Source organism: Alcanivorax sp. P2S70, assembly GCF_000475295.1.
Taxonomy (GTDB): domain Bacteria; phylum Pseudomonadota; class Gammaproteobacteria; order Pseudomonadales; family Alcanivoracaceae; genus Alcanivorax; species Alcanivorax profundi.
The window spans coordinates 106,929-121,414 of the sequence record NZ_AXBZ01000013.1; the positions used below are offsets into that span (position 1 = coordinate 106,929).

General features: G+C 57.2%; 13 protein-coding genes. 4 read left to right on the forward strand and 9 right to left on the reverse strand.

The annotated features are described in order from the left end of the window. Positions 1-108 precede the first annotated feature (108 nt). Complete coding sequence (locus tag Q672_RS23395; RefSeq protein ID WP_022984880.1) at positions 109-1,710, forward strand: GMC family oxidoreductase; 1,602 nt, start codon at positions 109-111, stop codon at positions 1,708-1,710. A gap of 9 nt (positions 1,711-1,719) precedes the next feature. Here the strand turns inward: Q672_RS23395 and Q672_RS23400 are convergent, their stop codons facing one another. Next, the gene (locus Q672_RS23400) at positions 1,720-2,355 is read right to left on the reverse strand and encodes a TetR/AcrR family transcriptional regulator (protein WP_022984881.1); all 636 of its coding nucleotides are present in this window, start codon (positions 2,353-2,355) and stop codon (positions 1,720-1,722) included. Positions 2,356-2,420: 65 nt separating this feature from the next. Here Q672_RS23400 and Q672_RS23405 point away from each other — a divergent pair, with 65 nt between their 5' ends. Then, complete coding sequence (locus Q672_RS23405; protein ID WP_031226229.1) at positions 2,421-3,776, forward strand: flavin monoamine oxidase family protein; 1,356 nt, start codon at positions 2,421-2,423, stop codon at positions 3,774-3,776. Positions 3,777-3,945: 169 nt separating this feature from the next. Here Q672_RS23405 and Q672_RS23410 read toward each other — a convergent pair whose 3' ends face one another. From Q672_RS23410 to Q672_RS23420, 3 genes are all read right to left on the reverse strand, one after another. After that, positions 3,946-4,473 (reverse strand): outer membrane beta-barrel protein, encoded by a 528-nt coding sequence (locus Q672_RS23410; protein ID WP_022984883.1) that lies wholly within the window; start codon positions 4,471-4,473, stop codon positions 3,946-3,948. 195 nt (positions 4,474-4,668) lie between these two features. After that, positions 4,669-5,721, reverse strand: coding sequence for an NAD(P)-dependent alcohol dehydrogenase (locus tag Q672_RS23415; RefSeq protein ID WP_022984885.1), 1,053 nt, complete (start codon positions 5,719-5,721; stop codon positions 4,669-4,671). 215 nt (positions 5,722-5,936) lie between these two features. After that, positions 5,937-6,308, reverse strand: a complete 372-nt coding sequence (locus Q672_RS23420; protein WP_022984886.1) for a hypothetical protein — start codon at positions 6,306-6,308, stop codon at positions 5,937-5,939. 155 nt (positions 6,309-6,463) lie between these two features. On the opposite strand from Q672_RS23420, the gene Q672_RS23425 reads away from it, so the two are divergent. Both Q672_RS23425 and Q672_RS23430 read left to right on the forward strand, forming a co-directional pair. Continuing rightward, complete coding sequence (locus Q672_RS23425) at positions 6,464-8,281, forward strand: sensor histidine kinase (RefSeq protein ID WP_022984887.1); 1,818 nt, start codon at positions 6,464-6,466, stop codon at positions 8,279-8,281. 63 nt (positions 8,282-8,344) lie between these two features. Then, a complete protein-coding gene (locus Q672_RS23430) occupies positions 8,345-8,710 on the forward strand; it encodes a hypothetical protein (protein WP_022984888.1) in 366 nt (121 codons plus the stop codon). A gap of 164 nt (positions 8,711-8,874) precedes the next feature. Here the strand turns inward: Q672_RS23430 and Q672_RS23435 are convergent, their stop codons facing one another. From Q672_RS23435 to Q672_RS23450, 5 genes are all read right to left on the reverse strand, one after another. Then, a complete protein-coding gene (locus tag Q672_RS23435; RefSeq protein ID WP_022984889.1) occupies positions 8,875-9,255 on the reverse strand; it encodes a hypothetical protein in 381 nt (126 codons plus the stop codon). A gap of 102 nt (positions 9,256-9,357) precedes the next feature. Then, on the reverse strand, positions 9,358-9,714 hold the full coding sequence (locus Q672_RS23440; RefSeq protein ID WP_022984890.1) for a hypothetical protein: 357 nt from the start codon (positions 9,712-9,714) through the stop codon (positions 9,358-9,360). A gap of 98 nt (positions 9,715-9,812) precedes the next feature. Beyond that, entirely contained in the window at positions 9,813-9,965 is a 153-nt protein-coding gene (locus Q672_RS34210) for a hypothetical protein (RefSeq protein ID WP_022984891.1), read from the reverse strand. A 107-nt stretch (positions 9,966-10,072) separates the two neighbouring features. After that, complete coding sequence (locus Q672_RS33950; RefSeq protein WP_081703623.1) at positions 10,073-10,882, reverse strand: sulfotransferase family protein; 810 nt, start codon at positions 10,880-10,882, stop codon at positions 10,073-10,075. A 451-nt stretch (positions 10,883-11,333) separates the two neighbouring features. After that, positions 11,334-14,477 (reverse strand): efflux RND transporter permease subunit, encoded by a 3,144-nt coding sequence (locus tag Q672_RS23450; protein ID WP_022984893.1) that lies wholly within the window; start codon positions 14,475-14,477, stop codon positions 11,334-11,336. Positions 14,478-14,486 lie beyond the last annotated feature (9 nt).

The following is a 14,486-nucleotide window of genomic DNA, read 5'->3' on the forward strand; positions in this document are numbered from 1 at the left end:
GGCGCGACCCACCTAGGCTGATAACAGTCTGGGCGCGACCGCCAGGGCCCAAGAGGACAACCGCCTCAATAAACGCGACCCCCAATAACAAAGAACAGGGAAGCCCGCATGGACAACGAATTCGATTACCTCATCATCGGTGGCGGCTCAGCCGGGTGCGCCCTGGCCGGGCGACTGAGCGAAGACCCCGACACCCGCGTGTGCCTGCTGGAAGCCGGCGGCAAAGGGGACGGCCTGCTGGTCAACGTCCCCGCCGGGGCCGTGGCCATGCTGGCCAAGCCGGTGAACAACTGGCTGATGGAAACCGTGCCACAAAAAGGCCTGAACGGTCGCCAGGGTTTCCAGCCGCGCGGCAAATGCCTGGGCGGCTCCTCTGCCATCAATGCCATGGTCTATATTCGCGGTCACCGCGAGGACTACGACCAGTGGGCGGCACTGGGCAACAAGGGGTGGTCCTACCAGGATGTGCTGCCCTACTTCCGGCTCAGCGAAGGCAACGAACGCCTGCGCAATGATTACCACGGCAACGATGGCCCGCTCAGCGTCAGCGATATCCGCACGGACAGCCCGTTTCACGATTACTTTCTGAATGCCGCGCGCGAATGCGACATCCCCATCACCGATGACTTCAACGGGGAAGAACAGGAAGGCGCCGGGGTATTTCAGGTGACGCAGAAAAATGGCGAGCGCTGGAGCAGCGCCCGCGCCTACCTGTTCCCGCACCTGAATCGCCCCAACCTGCAAGTGGAAACCCTCGCCCAGGTGCAACGCATCATAGTGGAAGACAAACGCGCCGTCGGCGTGGAATTCAAGCAAGGTAACCAGACACGTACCTTCCGCGCCCGCAAGGAAGTCCTGCTCTCCGCCGGGGCATTCCAGTCACCACAACTGCTGATGCTGTCCGGCATCGGTGACGAAGCCGAGCTGAAACAACACGGCATCCCCGTGGTGCATCACCTGCCCGGCGTGGGCAAGAACCTGCAAGACCACCCGGACTTTATCTTCGGCTACACCACCGACAGCCCGGACACCTTTGGTTTTTCCCTTGGCGGCATCTGGCGGGCCCTCAAGGCCATGGCCACCTACCGCAAGACCCGGCGCGGATTGTGGACCTCCAACTTTGCCGAAGCCGGTGCCTTCCTGAAAACCCGCCCCGAACTCTCGGCACCAGATATCCAGCTGCACATGGTCACCGCCCTGGTGGACGACCACGGCCGCAAACTGCACTTCACCCAGGGGTATTCCTGCCATGTGTGCCTGCTGCGCCCGCGCAGCCGCGGCAGCGTCCAGCTGGCCAGCGCCAACCCCGATGACCTGCCACTGATCGACCCGGCGTTTCTGGAGAATCCACAAGATCTGGAAGACATGGTCGCCGGCTACAAGATCACCCGCGACCTCATGCACGCCCCGTCACTCAAACGCTGGATCAAAAAAGACATGTTCACCGAAAACGTGAACAGTGACGACGAGATTCGCGCCGTCATCCGACAACGCACCGACACCGTCTACCACCCGGTGGGCTCGTGCAAGATGGGGACCGATGAAGCCGCCGTGGTGGACCCGCAACTGCGCGTGCATGGCATCGATGGCCTGCGCGTCATCGACGCCTCGATCATGCCCACCCTGATCGGGGGCAACACCAATGCGCCGGTGATGATGATTGCCGAAAAGGCCGTCGATATGATTCGCGGGCAAGTGCGCGCCGGCTAGCCGGCGCCGCTACCGAAGCCCCGCCAGTAACGCACGAACGGTGGCCAACCGGATTACCTCCGGCTTCCCCCAGGGGAATTCGGGGATGGTAATCAGGTTCATGGCCACCCCCTGCATACCGCACAACAGCACACTCTGCATCTCATCCGCATCGCCCGCGCGCAACGCGCCGTGCGCCTGAGCGTCTTCAATGGCCTGGCGAAAAATCTGCAGCCCTTCCTGCACTCCCGAGCTGTCCACAAAGTAACTGTCGCCATCCGCTTGAGGGTGATCCTCAATCAGGAAAATGGCCCGGTAGTCATCCGGCCGCGACAGCCAGAAATCAATGTACAGCAGACACATGGTTTCCAAGCGGTCTTCCACCGGCGCCGTGGCGTAGCACTGATGCAACGCGTCGATCAGCGCCACAAAGATTTCATTCCAGATATGCAACAGCAGCTGACGCTTACCGGGGAACAATTGATACAACGCCGCGGGGGAACACTCTGCCCGCGCAGCAATCTTGCGCATGGACACACCGTGATAACCCTCCTCGGCAAACAAGGCACGGGCGGCGGCAATGATCCTTTGGCGGCTGTCCTGAGCCTGCTGGCTGGTGCGGGGCGGACGGCCACGGCGGGCCTTTTTGGTCTTGGTCGAGGTCATGGCTTGATTTTAATAAACGCGTTTATTAAATTATAAATCCAACACGGACAATGTGCGAGAACACCATGAACCATACCGATCTGGAGCAGGATGTCATCATCGTTGGCGCAGGCCTTGCCGGGCTCAAGGCTGCCCTTGAGCTACAGCAGGCAGGCAAACGCGTAAGGGTTCTGGAAGCACGCGACCGGGTCGGCGGGCGCTCAATGCCCGGTGAAATCGCTGGCCAGACCATCGATCTGGGCGGCCAGTGGGTGGGCCCGCAACAAACCGTGCTGCTGGAGCAGGCCAGCGCCCTCGGCGTCAAAACCCTGTCCCAATACACCGCCGGGGCCAGCATCCTTTCCCTGGATGACAACGTCAGCACCTTCACCTCGGACATCCCCAAACTTCCGTTCCTGTCGCTGATGGAGCTGGCCCTGCTGCAACGGCGCTGGAACAAGGAAATGCGCAGCCTGCCAGTCACAGCAGAGCCCTGGCTCGCCGCCAAAGCACGGCAATGGGACTCGCAAACCCTGGAAAGCTGGATACTCAAACATGTCCACACCCGCGGCGCTCGCGAATTCGCCCGCACCATCACCCGCGCGGTGCTCTGCGCCGAACCTCGCCAGGTCTCGTACCTGTGCTTTCTCGAATATCTGCGCCAAGGGGAAAGCCTTGAAAGCCTGATTGGTATAGAAGGAGGTGCACAGCAGGACAAATTTGCTGGCGGCGCCTGGCAAATCCCCCAACGCATGGCCGCGCAACTGGGCGACAGTGTGCAGCTTGATTCACCGGTGCACGCGGTGGAACAACACCACGACGGTGTCAGCGTCATCAGCAACGGCCACACCTACCGCGCCCGGCACCTGATCATGGCCATCCCACCGGTGCTCGCCGCCAAGATTCGCTATAACCAGCCACTCCCCGCCAAGCGCAACGCGCTACTGGAACGCATGCCCATGGGCTCGGTGATCAAGATCCATGTCGCCTACGAGCGCGCTTTCTGGCGCCTGCGTGGCCTCAATGGTGGTGTGGTCAGTAACAACCGGGTGTTCAATGTTGTGTTCGATCAGTCTCTGGATGATGACGGCATGGGCGTTCTGGTGGGCTTTATCGACGCCGACCATGCGATCGCGATGAGCGCCACCGATGAAGCCACCCGGCGCCAGCAGGTGATAAGCGATCTGGTTCACTACTTTGGGCCAGATGCCGCTCACCCCATCGCCTATGTAGAACAGGACTGGACTGCAGAACCCTGGAGCCGCGGCTGCTACGTGGCCCACACCGCCCCCGGGGTCATCACGTCCTTCGGTGATACCCTGCGCGAGCCCTGCGGACGAATTCACTGGGCCGGCACCGAAACCGCAACCCGGTGGTGCGGCTACCTGGATGGCGCTCTGCAATCCGGCATTCGCGCCGCGCAGGAAGTGCTGAACAGATAACGTGAGGCACCGCTTCCCTGTCATGCTGAGCCGCCGGGCGGATGTAACTTCATTGTCGCCTGCAGCCCTCATCCTGAAACGGCTCAGCACACACTTCAGGCATTACAATGCCGACGAATGGTCTCCATCATTCCTTTAACATGGCCCGCTCTCACACTCTTTCCCACACTTAGTTGAAAGGGTACTCCAGGCCCAGTGTGTAGGTTTCCACATCCACCTCATCCAGCGAATAGCGGTCCACACTGCCGCGGAACTTCAGTTTATCCAGCCCGTAGGTGAAACCTAGCCCCCAGAAACCGTCAGTGCCGTCGTCATCACTGCCGTGATCAAGATCTGCCTCCCAGCGCAAGGCGCCGGCGCGCAAAAACACATCTGTGCCGTTGGCCACATGGGCTTTACCCATTACCGCGGCTTCGATACCGGAAAGTTCGAGCTCACTGTCATTGCCAAAACTTCCCAACCACACCCCGCCACCTTCGACACCCAACGAAAAGGTGTCATGGCGATCCAGCGGGAAGCTGACACCCACCAGCAATGAGAAACTGGCATCCGTGGTATCTACACCAGAAGGAATATCCCGAGCATCCAGATCTGACCAGCCTCCCTTGAACGTCCCGTAAACATTGTGCGAGGCAAACACGGCTGACGATAACGTGAGTGCACAAAACGCAACGCCGGCAAACCATGGCTTTTTCATTCATTTCTCCCTGAAAAAATTATCCTTCCATGAAAATACCACGGCAGAAAAGATCGCGAGAAGCCCGCAAGCCCTCAGGCTCACCAGCGGAGAAACGATGCCGACATTCATGGCTCCTGATACGCCGGCTTGTCTGCGTTCTATCCTCTTAAAAAAACGGGGCCATGAAGGCCCCGTTTTTGTTACCTGACTGACTCAGTCCGCCACACTCAGGCTGGACATGTCCATCACATAGCGATGGGCGATATCCCCCTTCACCATCACGTCGTAGGCATCATTCACCTGATCCGGACGAATGATTTCACAGACCGGATGAATGCCATGCTCGGCACAAAAATCCAGCACCTCCTGGGTTTCCTGAATGCCACCAATCAGCGACCCGGCTACCCGGCGGCGGCCAAAGATCATCGGCGCCGATTCAAACTGATCCATGTCACCCACCTGCCCAACAATCACAAGGGTGCCATCCACATCCAGCAAGGGAACGTAGGGGTTCAGGTCATGCCGTACCGGCACGGTGTCGATGATCAGATCCAGTGACGACTCGGCGGCCTCCATGGCGACCTTATCGGTGGACACCAGCACCCCGGTGGCGCCAAGACTTTGCGCTTCTTCTGCCTTGCGGGCGGAGCGGCTCAGTACAGTCACCTCAGCGCCCATGGCCACCGCCAGCTTCACCGCCATATGACCAAGGCCGCCCAGGCCAATCACCCCGACGCGGCTCCGCTTACCCACGTTCCAGGTACGCAGCGGGGAAAAGGTGGTAATCCCCGCGCATAGAATCGGCGCCGCACGGGACAAATCCAGGGCATCCGGCACCCGTAACACAAACTCTTCCCGCACCACGATATGCTTGGCATAACCGCCCTGGGTAATCTCGCCATCAATGCGGTCCGGCGAGCCATAGGTCGGGGTCATACCATGGCGGCAATACTGCTCTTCACCATGGTCACACTGATCACAGGCCTGGCAGCTGTCCACCATGCAGCCCACACCCACGTTGTCGCCCACCTGATAACGGGTGACCTGTGGGCCGACCTCGATCACCCGGCCAATGATTTCGTGGCCGGGCACCAGCGGGTAATGCTGGTCGCCCCAGTCGCCGTTCACCGTATGCAAATCGGAATGGCAAATGCCGCTGAACAGAATTTCGATGGCCACATCATTGCCGCGCAAGGCTCGCCGCTCAAAATGATAGGGCTGCATGTGGGCATCGGAGGAAAAAGCCGCGTAACCGACGGTTTTCATAGACTCTCCCGGGAATGGATTTCACTGGAAACACTAACGACGGCGCAGTGAACACCGCGCCAGAGAGAGCACCATGGTAAGGGAGCGATGCCCCCGACCGGCCACCGGATACTGTCGATTTCTTGCCAGATTCTGCAGAATTCGGCGACATTCGTCGCTGATCAGGGAAAACAGAAAAGAACGAGCGCAGAGGGGAGGAGCGGCAGGTGGGAGGGCTACAAGCCCAGATACGCCCCAATCAGAAACGCATCCCCCTGCCCTTCACGCTGGCCGAAATAGCTCACCGGCTCGAACTCGCCGCCCTCCACCGAGCCCACCTCGCAATCAACGCGGTATTGTTTGGCCAGGTCATTGAACAGCTGCACCGCCGGCTTGATCTGGGCCGCCTTCTTCACCGGCTGCTGGATCCCCAGACGCCAGTCCTCGCACTCCTCGCTGTCACACTCGTCGATCACGGTGACCTGGCTGTCAGGGTTTTCTTCCGCATACGCGTGCAGTGCTGCCTGCACATCAGACCGGCAACGCTTGAGGGCCTTTTCCTGTTTTTCATCCAGGCCATCGCAGGCCACAAGAAGATAAAGGAGCATGGACAAACATCCGGTTGGGAAGGATGCGCTACTGTACCATAGCGCGAAGACAACGTTGTGACGGAAGCAAGGCCTCAATGGGCCATCATCACGCCACTGCAGCACCGGGATTCATGCTACATTTGCCGCAAACCGATCACCGCAGAACAACAAGAATGCGCGCTTTTCACGTTTTACTGGGCCTCTCGATTCTACTGCTGACCAGCCTGGCCTATGCCGACAGTCCTTATCACGCCATTACCCAGGGGCAAGTCGCCTATACAGAACACCCTACAGACCAGCCTCCCCTGAGCGGCTGGCAGGAAACCGGCTTGCCATTTTCCGGCTCCGCCCGGCAGACAACGGGCACTTTCTGGTTTCGCTTCCCCGTGGAGGCCCTCCCCGCCGACCAGCGCGACAGCCTTTATGTCGCCCATCATGTATTTGATATCACCGTATACCTTAACGGTCACCGGGTCGGCAGCACCGAACGGCTCGATGGTCTGGAATCCACGGGCTGGAACCATCCGTTTTATACGGCCATTCCCGCGCTCTTCTGGCAAGAGACCGGCAACCAGCTGCTGGTGCGCATACGCAGCGGCGAACCCAACGCGGTGCTATCGCCAGTCTTCCTGGGCGCGCAAACCGCTCTGCAAACCCACTACCAGCAAGCCGTCAGGCAGAAAATCCACATCGCCGAATGGAGCATGATTACCTGTCTGATCATGGGTGGTCTTACCCTTTTCATCTGGTTGCTACGCCGTAAGGACCGGCTCTATTTGTATTTCTCACTGCTCTGCTTCAGCTGGTCGGTGGTCATGTTCTATCTGGCCATACCGTTTGCCCCCTTCGACCACGGCAGCTGGCTTCGCTTCGCCTTTTACTGTGTCGATTTATCCGGCTTCTTCCTGTTCATGTTTCTCTACGAGTTGATGAAGCTGGAGCGGCCACGACTCAAATTCACCGCCATCATTGCAGTACTACTCTCAGCGGTGCTGCTGTTCAGCATGCCAATGCACCTGCACTCACTGGTGATCACTCTGGTCCATGGCATGCATCTGGCGCTGGTGGTCTACCTGCTCGTCATTGGCACACGCATCGCCATTCGCAAACGCAGCCGCGAACTGCTGGTGTTGATCCCCGGATTTCTGATTATTGCGGCTCTGGTCCTGCACGACATCTACGCCTTCCAGGTCGCTGCCCGGCAACCGGGCGGGCTGCCGGAAGGCACCTACATGCAATACGGATTCGCCGTATTGCTGATACTCATGTTTATCCACTTGGTGCGCACCTTCGTGCGCGCACTCAACAGCAGCGAAACCCTCAACAGCCAACTGGAAAAACGGGTGGCCGAAGTGTCCGCCTCGCTGGAGCAAAGCTACGCAGAAAATCACGCCCTCGCACTGCACAATCATGCCCAGCAAGAACGCCAGAAAGTCTACCGGGACCTGCACGATGACGTGGGCGCAAAACTGCTCTCCATCCTGCACTCGCGCGCGGAAGACGAAAAATCCCTGCTGGCCCGGGAAGCGCTGTCTTCCCTGCGGGAAACCGTCAACCAAAGTACCCGCGACGTGATCCCTCTGAACGAGCTGGTGAGCAACACGCTCAGCGAAACAGAAAACCGCCTGGCTCACGCACGCATTCCGTTTGAGGCCACCGTTAGCGGCAACACCCCCGACCTGCCCGCCGACCCCAAGAAGGCCTACCACCTGAGCCGCATCCTTCGCGAACTAACCTCCAACATCATCAAGCATGCCAACCAGGGGCCAGTCCGTTTGCACTGCGAGGCAAGCCACCACACCCTGGCTCTGACTCTGCAGGATAATGGCCCTGGCCTGCCGGAAACCAGCCACTCACCAGGAATGGGACTGACCAATATCCGTTTTCGGGCCACGGAAATCGGCGCTACGATGGAATGGGAAAACCAACCGGAAGGGGGATGCCGGTGTCAGTTGCAGATACCCATACACGCCATGCTGCTTGATTACTAAAACCCCATTGAATCGTTGCCCCGGGTTTTCTAGCCTTGGTATTTTTCAGGTGCGTCACATTCCATGCGTATTTACTTTTTCGTGCTGATTCTGCTCGGCCTCCTGCCTTCTGCCTCATTGGCAGAGTCAGACTGCCAGCTCAACATTCTTCACAGTGCCATTGGGTCCACACACAGCTTTAACCTGGAAGTGACCTGTGCGGGCAACTACAACACGCTCACCTACTTGCTACGCAGCAAGACCCAAAAGAATGGCACTACACGCATCGACAGTGAAAGCGGCGAGTTGCACATTCTGGGCGATAGCAAGACGACCGGCCCAATTAAACTCGACCTGACCGCCGGTGACAGCGTGACAGTTGAAGCAAGAATCCTGCAAGCCTGTGAAATCCTGGCGGATACGACCCTGCACTATTCACACGAGCACTAAACCCAGGACGGGAATGGCCACCGCGGAATCAGCGGTAAACGTTCAAGACCCTCAACGGTAACCTACGCATTGAGGCTCGCCTTTAACCGCTCAAACACTCAAAGAGTGCCTGGCCCCGTTGTTGGGATCGGCTCACAACGACAACAACCTGCCGAAAAGCGCTGTTATGGTGAAATGCGGATGGCAGCATGGATTGTCGCGGCAGCAACAAGCCCGACGGTAGCGATAATGTCTGCGATGACCACCTTGCGAATAGCGTCATTGTAGCCGCCCACCGACCATGCAATAGCGATGAAAGACACAACACTGATAACGCCCGCGACAATGGCGATTGATTGCAGAGCGGGTTGAAACGCAGCATAGAGCAAGAATAAGCCGAGAAGCCCAAACAGGATGGCCCGGTGACGCATCAGGATTTCAAGGTTGGGCTCCCCCAGGGAAACACCATACAAAGCAGCAAGGCGCTTTACGCCCAGCACCCCCGAAACGGGCAGCAGATGAATGATGCCGACAAGCACCAGAAGACCGGTAACCACTGACTCCATATTGCACACCCCTGGATTTAACGCTCGGCAAAGCGGAAAAATTACAGCAAGGAACGAGCAAAAAATCGGCCCGCCTGTCGCCACTTGGAAGGGCTTTCATACTTAGAGAACATAGAATTCAGTTTCCCAAATATGAATAGTAAAATCCTCAAAGGGCCGCTCCTGGGTAACAAACACCAGATTCGCATCGCAGGCAAACGATAGGCAGAAATGGAAGTCATCCCTTTTCTCCCACCCTATGACCTTGCATCCAATCAAATCCTCTAACCCACCGGTGCTTACCCAGGAGTCAGAGAAGAGCTGCTTCGAAATTCCACTGCTCTCAAGCAGTAGATCGCCACCACCCTGTATAGACACCCTTTCAAATTTAAGCTGTATTTGATGCTGATCGATGCAGATTTGAGACAGCACATCCCCCACAATTTCACTCAAATCAAAGCTATCCGGTATCCGGTTCATTCAACCACCAACAAATCCAACCTACAGTTCAACATGGCTGTTTCACGAAGGTTTTTAATTTCCCATGATGAATGAAGTGAATGCATCAGGTTGAGCCTCTATATGTGAAACCCCGGATTATTATCTAAAAACCTTATTAATGCATAAACACCAATCAGTCCTGCGAACACCAGCATAATGATGCAGACCAAAAAAACACCCAGGCAACCACGTTCTTTCTCTTGCAATTCTTCGCTATCGAAATCACTCATCACAAATTCCATTTAGCGCGATATCCGGAGTTTGGGATACCTGATTCCAAGCCACATGAACGCTATCGTCACGACAACATTCCATGCCCAGTGCCACCGATAATAATTTAAAGCAACTTATAATCGAAATAATCGAGCAAATCACGCTCAGGACAGAGAACACTATTCAGGCAATCGACATCATCGGCAGTCAAGTTCGAAATCTGCCGCTGATTCTGATTAATAATCGGTTGCAGCTCGTAATCTTTTACTTTTACGTGCGCATTCAGGCTGATGGTTTCTGCAACCCCCTCTGGCAACGAGAGCATATCAAGCAACAAAGAGGGGCTCTCGCAAAAACGCTCGTACGTCAAAACAGGAACCCCCCCCCCTTCAACGAATTCACGAATTCGACGACTTCTTTCCACCCAGACCCTGGCCAAGTCTATCAATATCTCTTGTCGCGACGACAAGGTGACATTTTCCACATCGTGATAACGAAAAAGCCGACTTGAACAATTCGCATACGGATCTCTGTTGTTTGCCAAAAATGAGACTCTGTCAAATTGACTCGATAGATCCGCGATTCTCATCATGTTGGGAGGGCTCTTTTCAATCACCACGTCCACTTCAGAATGCTGGCTTTTGACCTTTTGATAACGATTCAGCCAAACTGCCTTGACTGACGAGTAGTCCACTTCTTTATCTGGATCCCATCGATCCGCAGAACATAAACCCGGAACAAGCCATTGACCTTCTCCATTTGGCGTCAAAGTCATCGTTCTAGGGCTGGAATCAAGTACTTTAGCAATCGCGGTTGATCCAGAATTAGGAGGCGTCAAAAGAAACAGAAAATATGGTTGATCACTTTCATCATGCTTTGGCTTTGGCCACTTGGGCTTCACACTTTGATAAAGCGATTTCAGGGTTTTTTTCATAGAACGCCTTGGATATAGATCATATAGCCGGAAGAATAAGCCGGTCAGGATACACCTATCCTGATTTAGGTTGAAATTTTATACATCTGAATAATGCCATCCCCCTAGAATCCTGGAGGAAAGAAAACAGGATTTGCAATCACCAGGGCAGCGTAATATCTGGCGCTGGCGTTTCCATATTCTGATCTTCTTCATGAGCTTTAACTTTTATGCATTTTCTGCCAACTAATCGCTTTCCGCCCTCTCCTCTTACCTTCCGCATTCAAAACCTGGCCATCATATCTTCTTTCGCACTATTCATAACAAATATCCGCAGGCTATTTTGTCAATTCATGCCGCCCCTTATTGCTCATGAGCGTCCCTTATAGTTTTTGCATTAACCTGCAAATTCAACTTGCGAGCGGGTCAAACCGGAAAGTCATCCCCGGCGAGTGAAGCCGGGGATAGTGGCTTATCGCTGCAATGTCGCAGCCTTCTCCCTTGAAAACACTCCATAAAGACTCGGTAACACCAACAACGTCAACGCCGTCGCCGACACCAGGCCACCCACAATCACCACCGCCAGGGGTCGCTGCACCTCACTGCCGACCCCGGAGGCCAATAGCATGGGAATCAACCCCAGCATGGAAGTGAGCGCAGTCATCAATACCGGGCGTAGTCGCGACACGGCTCCTTCAAAGATAGCCGCCTCCAATTTCTCACCATCGCGCAGCCGATGATTAATGGCTTCCACCATCACCACCCCATTGAGTACCGCCACACCGAACAGGGTGATGAATCCCACGGAGCTGGGCACGGACAGGTACTGGCCGCTAAGTGCTAATGCGAGGATGCCGCCGATCAGGGCCAATGGGACGTTGACCAAAATCAGGGCGGCCTGGGCTACGGACCCGAAGGCGAAGTAGAGCAATAGGGCGATCAGCCCCACAGCCACGGGCACCACCATGGCCAGGCGTTGCTGGGCACGTTGCTGGTTTTCGTATTGGCCGCCGATGTCCAAGCTGTAGCCAGGGGGCAGGTCCACTTCGCTGTCGACGGCTTGCTGGATGTCCGCCACTACGGAGCCCATGTCGCGCCCGGCCACGTTGGCCTGGATGACCACGCGGCGTTGCACGTCGTCGCGGCTGATCTGCGGTGGGCCGGAGACCAGATCCACGTCTGCCACGTCCATAAGCCGCACCCAGGCACCGTCTGCGGCTTTCAAGCGCAGGTTGCGAATGGCTTCCGCATTGTGGCGGGCATTCTGTTCCAGGCGCACATAGATGTCGTAGCGTTCGTTGCCGTTAATCACCTGTCCGGCGCTGCCGCCACCCAGGCCGTTGCTGACCAGATCCATGACCTGATTGACGCTGAGGCCGTAACGGCTAAGGGCGTTGCGGTCCGGGGTGACTACCAGCTGTGCTTCCCCCGCGATCTGTTCCAGTTGCACGTCGGTGGCACCATCGACTTCTTTCACTGCCTGAGTGATGGCTTCGCCTCTTTCCTGCAACACAGTGAGATCCGGGCCGAACAATTTGATGGCCAGTTGCGCTTTGACGCCGGAGAGCAGTTCGTCCACCCGCATGGCGATGGGCTGGGAAAAGTTGAATAGCAGGCCGGGGTGCACCTCCAGCCGTTGCTGAATTTTTTCCTGCAGTGCTTGCCGAGAACTGGCGCTTTCCCATTCGCTGACTGGCTTGAGGCCGATATAGATTTCCACGTTGCTTACCGGCTCCGGGTCACCTCCGATTTCCGCACGCCCTACCCGGCTGAGTGCGTAGGTGACTTCCGGGAAGGTCAGGATTTCCTTCTCCAGTTTTTGCCCCACGTTCAAGGCGGTGTCGAGACTGGAGGACGGCGCCAGGGTGACACGCAAGGCCAAGGTGCCCTCTTCCAGTACCGGCACGAACTCCGTGCCGATAAAGGGAGTGGTGGCCAGCGCCAACGCGAACAAGCCAACCGCACCGCCGACGACGACCTTGCGTGCCTGCATCGCTTTCGCCAGCAGGGTTCGATAGCGGGTTTCCAGCCACTGCATCAGTTTGTTTGGCTTTTCTTCCACGCCGTGACGAAACAGAAACCCGGCCAGTGCCGGCACCACGATCAGCGCCACCAGCACGGCAGCGGCCATGGCCAGCATGATGCTGATGGCCATGGGCACGAACATTTTGGCTTCCACCCCTTCGAACGCGAACAGGGGCAAGAACACCACCAGAATAATGCTGGCAGCGAAGAACACCGGGCGCGCCACTTCCTGGGCGGCAGCTTTGACGCGCAAGGCCATACCACCACGAGCATCATCGTTGCCCGCCCCCTGGCTGAGATGTTTGACGATGTTCTCCACCATCACCACGGAGCCATCCACCAGCATGCCGATGGCCACGGCCAGGCCGCCCAGCGACATCAGGTTGGCGGACATGCCCAGGCTGGCCATGACCAGCAAGGCCAGCCCAATGGACAGGGGAATGGACAACAACACCAGCGCCGTGGCGCGAAGGTTCATCAGGAACAAGGCCAATACGATGACGATAAACACAAAGGCCAGCAGCAAAGCGGTGACCACGGTGCTGACGGCTTTTTCCACCAGGTCGGCCTGGTCGTAGAACACCTGGAATTCCACACCGTCGGGCAGGGCCTGCTGAATGCGCGCTTCACGGGCCTTGATGCCATCGATGGTGGCCTTGGTGTTGGCGCCCATGCGCTTGAGCACGATGCCCGCCACCACTTCGCCCAAGGCTTCCGGTTCGCCGTTGGCGTCGCGGCGGGTCATGGTGAGCGCGCCCTGACGGATCTCGCCGCCGAATTCCACCTTGGCCACATCGCTTACACGCACCTGGCTGCCGTCCACTTCGCGCAGCGGAATGGCAGCGATGTCTTGCAAGCCCTGTTCACCGCTGCCCACCCAGCCCATGCCACGAATCACCAACTGCTCGGCGCCACGATCCAGATACCAGCCACCGGCGTTGCGGTTGTTGGCGGCGATGGCCTCCATGACGTGTTGCAGGGTCAGGTCGTAGGCAAGCAACCGGGTGGGATTCACGTTGACCTGATACTGGCGCACTTCACCGCCGTAGCTGAGTACATCGGTAACCCCACCCACGGGCATAAGCAGCAGCTTCACGACCCAGTCGTTAAGGCTGCGCAATTGCATGGCGTCGATATTGGCGCCCGGCTTGGCGGTGAGCAGGTATTGATAGACCTGACCCAGCCCGGAGGTGTTCGGGCCCATCTCCGGGGTGCCGACGCCGTCGGGAATATCTTCCCGCGCCGCTTGCAGGCGTTCGAACACCAATTGCCGGGCGAAATAGATGTCGGTGCCGTCTTCGAACACCACGGTGACGATGGACAGACCGGTCTTGGAAATGGAACGCACCTCGGCCACCTGGGGCAGCGCATACATCACCGCCTCGATGGGATAGGTGATCAACTGCTCCACTTCTTCGGCAGCCAGCCCTTCCGCTTCGGTGTTCACCTGCACCTGCACATTGGTGACATCCGGGAAGGCATCCAGTTTCAGGTTGGGCAATTGCCAGCCGATCACACCGACGGTGATGACCAGTAACAGCAACACAATGAGGCGGTTGTTCACCGCCCAATCGACAAGTCGATTAAACATGACGGTGAT